Origin of the sequence: Streptomyces sulfonofaciens, from assembly GCF_014656295.1 — a bacterium.
Taxonomy (GTDB): domain Bacteria; phylum Actinomycetota; class Actinomycetes; order Streptomycetales; family Streptomycetaceae; genus Streptomyces; species Streptomyces sulfonofaciens.
On the sequence record NZ_BNCD01000033.1, the window covers coordinates 60,492 to 66,491 of the forward strand.

Consider the following 6,000-nt stretch of genomic DNA (forward strand, 5'->3'; position numbering starts at 1 on the left):
TCGAGCTCTGTTCACGAGATGATGGTGTGTGATCGATCACACGGCAGGGTTTCGTTCCGCCTACGCTCTGTGGTCGGCTGTGCTGGGGGAAAGCCGGGAAAATCCGGGTTTCCGGGGGTGCTGATCACGGGAAGTACACGGGGTGGCGCTCGTGAACCACAGCAGCAGGACCGTGTACGGTGCCCTTCGCCATCCCAGCCGATCACCCGTGAGGGGGTCGGTTGGGTGTCGATTGAGTAACAGACCTTGATGTGAGGCAAAATCTCCGCCTCAGGTCGGGCACAAGTCCGGCCTCTCACGCGTTACGTGCGCTGGAGACACCACAGACACCCAGAGGGGGAGACAGATATGGCAACGGATTACGACACCCCACGCAAGACCGATGACGACCTCAACGAGGACAGCATCGAAGAGCTGAAGGCTCGGCGGAACGACAAGTCCACCTCGACCGTCGACGTGGACGAGTTCGAGGCCGCTGAGGGCCTTGAGCTGCCCGGTGCGGACCTCTCCAACGAGGAGCTGGCCGTCCGGGTGCTGCCCAAGCAGCAGGACGAGTTCACCTGCATGAGCTGCTTCCTGGTCCACCACCGCAGCCAGCTGGCCCGCGAGAAGAACGGCCAGCCCATCTGCCGCGACTGCGACTGAGGCGGGGTCGGCCGTGACCGGCTCGACCCCGCACCACAGGCGCCGTTTGTGGGGGCGAGGCCCCCGTGAGCAGGCAGCGGCCCCAGGCCCGTCCCGGGGCGCGCGTGACGACGAGCGGGGCCGTGAGGCCTCGCTCGAGGCAGCGGACGAGGTCCGCGTGCCGGATGACCAGGAGGACCGGTCGGCAGGAGATCGACCGGCACATGGGCAGCCGGCGGAGGACCGGCCGGTGAAAGAGCCGGCACAAGACCGGCCGGCGGAACAGCAGCCGGCGGAGGACCGGAGGGCGCCAGGAGTCGAGGACATACCGGTGGCCCCGGGACCGCGGACGGCCATCCCGCCCGAGGGCGCACAGGCGGCCCTGGCGGAGCCGGCCCCGGCGGACGCCGTGGAAAGGACGGACGACATGCCCGGCCCCGCAGCACCCCCGGCCAGGCGCCGTATGGCGGCGGTCAGGGACGGAGTACGCAGCAGCGGGCGGCGCGCCAGGGCCACGGTCGGGTTCCTCACCGACCGGGTGATCGACATAGCGCCGCGGATCCCGGTGCGCGACCTCGCGACCCTCCGCAAGCAGTTCCCCGGCCTGACGCCGGACGAGATCGCCGACAAACTCATCGCCGGTGCCGCGAACGGCACCTCCACCGTGGGAGCCGGTATCGGCGCCATGGCCATGCTGCCGGTGCCTCCCGCGATGCCCACCGAGCTGGCCGCCGAGGTGACCGGTGTGGCGGCCATCGAGCTGAAGCTGATCGCCGAGCTGCACGAGGTCTACGGCCGCCGCCCGCCAGGCGGTCTCAAGGAGCGCAGCATCGCCTACCTGACCTCCTGGTCGGGTGAACGGGGCATCGACGTGACCAAGCCCTGGACGGTGAACTCCGCCGTCGGCACCCAGATGAAGCGCGAGCTGCGCCAGCAGATCACCAAGCGGCTGGTACGCAACCTCCCCAATCTGATGCCGCTGATGGTCGGCGCGGCCGTGGGAGCGGTGATGAACCGGCGGGACACCCGAAGGCTGGCCGAGCGCGTCCGCGGCGATCTGCGCCGCCACCAGGTGCCCTGGGAGGACCTTCCCCGGCTGCCGCCCCTGGAGAAGCCCGCCGGCGTCCTGCCGCCCGGCGCCCTCCCCGGTGGCTCCGACACCCTTCCCGGTGGCTCAGGCCCCCTTCCCGGCGGTCCCGGCACCCTTCCCGGCGGCGTCGAGCCGTAGGCGGCGCCGTCCTAGGCGGACGGCGAGGCCGCCCGCATCTCCCTCAGGGCCGCCGCAAGGCGCTCCGGCTCGCGTGTCGACACGTACACATAGGGCGTGGGGTCCGCGGGATCCGTGATCTCGACGCGCAGCGCGGTCGGCACATAGCTGCGCAGCAGCATGAAGGCGCGCGGATCAGCCTTGTGGGAGCGCCAGGCACGCGCCTCCTCCGGCCCCAGGACCTGCGCGGTGCCGAGCGCCGAGACGGGGATCCTCGCCTCTCCGGCCACCAGGGAGCCCGCCACCACCCGGATCCGCACCGAGCCGTACGAACTGGTCACCACCGCGGCCACGGCCGTGCCGCCGACCAGGCCGCCGAGGGTGGGCAGGGGCCCGAAGGGCAGCACGATCAGCGCTGCCGCGACCCCCACGAGGAAAGAGACCAGCCACCAGGAGCGCGGCGCGGTCAGACGTTCTTCGTAGGCGGTGGCGGAGGGCTGCATGCGTCCAGCTTGGCACGGCGCATATGCCGGATCGCGCGCAGGGCGCCGGGGCGCGGGGCGCTGCCAGGTTGGGCGGGTAAGGTCTGCGCCTGTGAGTGGTACTGGACCGGATCCGGCGCGCCCGCGCCTTCGAGGTGAATCCGTGAGCCGTGTGAGGAGTCCGGAGCTTCCTGCGCGTGCAGAGCCCGCCCCGCGCCAGGAGCTTGACGTACTGATCCGGCGCGTCGACCCCGACGTACCGCTGCCGTCCTACGCGCACCCCGGTGACGCCGGAGCCGATCTGCGGACGACCGAGCCCTGCGTGCTCGCCCCGGGTGAGCGGGCCGTGCTGCCCACCGGGGTTTCCCTCGCCCTGCCGGAGGGGTACGCGGCGTTCGTGCACCCCCGCTCGGGGCTCGCAGCGCGCTGCGGTGTCGCCATGGTGAATGCCCCGGGGACGGTGGATGCCGGGTACCGTGGAGAGATCAAGGTGATCGTGGTGAATCTCGACCCACGCGGGGCCGTGCGGTTCGAGCGCTTCGACCGGGTTGCCCAGTTGGTGGTCCAGCGGGTGGAGAAGGTGCGCTTCCAGGAGGTCGCGGAGCTTCCCGACTCGGCTCGGGCCGACGGGGGCTTCGGTTCCACCGGCGGCCACGCCGCGCTGAGCGGTGACGACGGTGGGCATGTGGGTGGGAATCGATACGCTTCGGTCGTATCTGACCGGGAAGGACAGTGACGTGTTCGGACGTCGCAAGAAGAAGGATCGCGCCGACGGCGCCGTGGACACGGTGGACGAGGCGAGCGAGGCCGAGCAGGTCGACGACGTCGATGGCGCGGAGGACGAGCCGGCCGGGGACGCCGAGCGGGAGCGCGTGCGGCTCGAACCCGAGCCGCGTCCCGACGGTCCCTGGGACAGTGGCGAGGTCCGCAACCCGGGCGAGGGGCGTGTGGACCTGGGCGGGATGTTCGTGCCCGGCGTCGACGGCATGGAGCTGCGGGTGGAGGTCGCCGGCGACGCGATCGTCGCCGCGACCGTCGTCCTCAAGGACAGTGCGATCCAGCTCCAGGCGTTCGCCGCCCCGAAGCGCGAGGGTATCTGGCGCGAGGTCCGCGAGGAGATCGCCACCGGCATCACCCAGCAGGGCGGCGTCATCGACGAGGTAGAGGGCCCGCTGGGCTGGGAGCTGCGCGCGCAGGTCCCGGTGCAGTTGCCGGACGGCAAGGGCGGCTTCCAGGTGGTGCGGTTCGTCGGTGTGGACGGGCCCCGCTGGTTCCTGCGCGGAGTGATCTCCGGCCAGGGCGCGGTGCAGCCGGGGGCCGCGGGCCTGCTGGAGCAGATCTTCCGCGACACCGTCGTGGTGCGGGGCGAGGGCCCGATGGCGCCTCGCGATCCGATCGTCCTCAAGCTGCCCAACGACGCGCAGATGGTGCCCGAGGGTGTCCAGCAGGAGGAGCAGGCGGGTTCGCGCTTCTCCGGAGGCATGGGCCAGCTCGCCCGTGGGCCCGAGATCACCGAGGTGCGCTGAGGCGGCGGAGCCGCCGGAGCCGCCGGAGCCGTCCGGGTCGCCGGAGCCCGCGCTCCCTGGTCCCGGGCTCTCTTCTTCCGGGGCCCGGGGCTCGGAACCCGGGCCCTGACTGCCCGTCCGTACCGCTGGTGGGACGCGGGCGCCACCGCCGGTGGGATGCGGGCGGCGCCGTGGTCCCCGTGCGGTTGCCGCCGCGCCCCGGGGTGCCGGTTGCCGGAACCGTGCCGGGGCGGCGGTAGGAGGAACCTGCTGGGCCGCACCCCCTTGGGGGTGCGGCCCAGTCGCACATCCGCACAGGAGTCGACCGCTCTGTTCATTCATATGAACGGCAGGTGAGCTGCGGGGGTTTTCTTCACCCCTTGACGGAAGTCTGGTCCGTACCTATGGTCACCCGTCATCGCGAGTGTTCAGAAACCAACGTGTCGTTCACATACGAGAACGGATGGCTCCCCACCATGCCAGACACTCCCGCTCCCCCCACCGTGCCGCACCACCGCAGACCACGTACCGCGCTGCTCGGCGTCGCGGGCGTGGTGACCGCCCTCGTGGCCACCCTCCTCGCCTGGCCCGCGGCGAACCGCGCCGACGCCGCACCCACCGCCTTCGTCCACCCCGGAGTGGTCGTCTCCCAGGCGCAGCTCGACTTCGCCCGCCAGAAGGTCAACGCCGGCGCGCAGCCCTGGAAGGGCGCCTACGACCAGATGATCGCGAGCAAGTACGCCGACCTCTCGCGGCAGGCCAAGCCCCGCGCGACGGTCGAGTGCGGCTCGTACTCGAACCCGAACTACGGCTGCACCGACGAGCGCGAGGACGCCATCGCCTCGTACACCGACGCGCTCGCCTGGTACATCACGCGCAACGCCGCCTATGCCAAGAAGTCCATCGAGCTGATGGACGCCTGGTCCGGCACGATCCAGGACCACACCAACAGCAACGCCCCGCTGCAGACCGGGTGGGCGGGCTCCTCCTGGGCCAAGACCGCCGAGATCATCAAGTACACGTACGACGGCGGCTGGCCCAACGCGAGCCGGTTCGCGACCATGCTGCGCAACGTCTACCTGCCGGAGATCATCGGCGGCTCCAACTCCAACGGCAACTGGGAGCTGACGATGATGGAGGCCGCCACCGGCATCTCCGTCTTCCTGGACGACCAGACGTCGTACGACAAGGCCATGACCAAGTTCATGGGCCGGGTGCCCGCCTACATCTACCTGGCCTCCGACGGCGCCCTGCCGAAGACCGCGCCCGGCAGCGGCCTGGACACCCGGGACAAGATCATCAACTACTGGCAAGGCCTGAGCACCTTCGAGAACGGCGTCACCCAGGAGACCTGCCGCGACTTCACCCACACCGGATACGGCATCTCCTCCATCTCGCACGTCGCCGAGACCAGCCGTATCCAGGGCCATGACCTCTACACCGGGGACGTCGGCACCCGCCTGCGGTACGCGCTCGGCTTCCAGTCCAAGTACGAGCTGGGTGCGGCGCCGCCGAGCTGGCTCTGCGGCGGTTCCGTCAACCGCGGGCTCGGCCCGGTCACCGAGGTCGGCTACAACGCCATGCACAACCGCCTCGGCAACGCGATGGACAACACCCAGAAGCTCACCGAGCAGAACCGGCCGGCCGGCACCAACAACCTGTTCGTCGCCTGGGAGACCCTGACCCACGGGGACAACCCAAGCTGACGGACCCGCCACCGCGCGAGCCGCTGCCCGGGCCGGGCGCCGTGACCACACCGGCGCCCGGCCCGTACGTCCTCCGGGGCCGCGGAGCCGCCCGCCGCGCCCGGGGGAGCGGCCCGCATGCTCCGCCGGGCCCCCGGCGCAGCGGACCTCGGCGCCGTGTCCCGGTGCCCGATGCGGAGAATGGCCCCATGGGACGCGGCAAGCTACGCATCTACCTCGGCGCGGCACCGGGCGTCGGCAAGACCTACGCCATGCTCGCCGAGGCCCACCGCCGCAAGGAGCGCGGTACGGACTGCGTCGTCGCCTTCGTCGAGCACCACGGCCGGCCGCGCACCGAGGCCCTGCTGGACGGCCTGGAGCAGATACCCCGCAAGCGGTTCACCCAGCACGGGACGCGGCTCACGGAGTTGGACGTGGATGCGGTGCTGGTGCGTGGGCCCGCGGTGGTGTTGGTGGACGAGTTGGCGCATTCGAAT

The 6,000-nt window shown here is 71.2% G+C and carries 6 protein-coding genes and 1 pseudogene; 6 read left to right on the forward strand and 1 reads right to left on the reverse strand.

The genetic code is table 11. The annotated features are described in order from the left end of the window. Positions 1-348 precede the first annotated feature (348 nt). Positions 349-645, forward strand: coding sequence for a DUF4193 domain-containing protein (locus IE313_RS32505; protein ID WP_003951337.1), 297 nt, complete (start codon positions 349-351; stop codon positions 643-645). A gap of 406 nt (positions 646-1,051) precedes the next feature. Next, positions 1,052-1,852, forward strand: a complete 801-nt coding sequence (locus tag IE313_RS32510) for an EcsC family protein (protein ID WP_229925138.1) — start codon at positions 1,052-1,054, stop codon at positions 1,850-1,852. An 11-nt stretch (positions 1,853-1,863) separates the two neighbouring features. Here IE313_RS32510 and IE313_RS32515 read toward each other — a convergent pair whose 3' ends face one another. Beyond that, positions 1,864-2,334, reverse strand: coding sequence for a DUF3093 domain-containing protein (locus IE313_RS32515; RefSeq protein ID WP_189938627.1), 471 nt, complete (start codon positions 2,332-2,334; stop codon positions 1,864-1,866). A 142-nt stretch (positions 2,335-2,476) separates the two neighbouring features. Between IE313_RS32515 and dut the strand changes: the two genes are divergently transcribed. From dut to IE313_RS32535, 4 genes and pseudogenes are all read left to right on the forward strand, one after another. Continuing rightward, positions 2,477-3,049: a dUTP diphosphatase gene (gene dut, locus IE313_RS32520; RefSeq protein ID WP_229925139.1), complete on the forward strand. Its 573-nt coding sequence runs from the start codon at positions 2,477-2,479 to the stop codon at positions 3,047-3,049. 1 nt (position 3,050) lies between these two features. Then, the gene (locus tag IE313_RS32525; protein WP_189938629.1) at positions 3,051-3,839 is read left to right on the forward strand and encodes a DUF3710 domain-containing protein; all 789 of its coding nucleotides are present in this window, start codon (positions 3,051-3,053) and stop codon (positions 3,837-3,839) included. Between the two features lie 455 nt (positions 3,840-4,294). After that, positions 4,295-5,524, forward strand: coding sequence for an alginate lyase family protein (locus IE313_RS32530; protein WP_189938631.1), 1,230 nt, complete (start codon positions 4,295-4,297; stop codon positions 5,522-5,524). 188 nt (positions 5,525-5,712) lie between these two features. Then, positions 5,713-6,000: pseudogene (locus IE313_RS32535) on the forward strand (histidine kinase); the annotation flags it as partial.

What these genes read in the sequence shown, in the direction of transcription:
- IE313_RS32505 (WP_003951337.1), top strand. Translation starts at nt 349, where the DNA reads ATGGCAACGGATTACGACACCCCACGCAAGACCGATGACGACCTCAAC.
- IE313_RS32510 (WP_229925138.1), top strand. Translation starts at nt 1,052, where the DNA reads ATGCCCGGCCCCGCAGCACCCCCGGCCAGGCGCCGTATGGCGGCGGTC.
- IE313_RS32515 (WP_189938627.1), bottom strand. Translation starts at nt 2,334, where the DNA reads ATGCAGCCCTCCGCCACCGCCTACGAAGAACGTCTGACCGCGCCGCGC.
- IE313_RS32530 (WP_189938631.1), top strand. Translation starts at nt 4,295, where the DNA reads ATGCCAGACACTCCCGCTCCCCCCACCGTGCCGCACCACCGCAGACCA.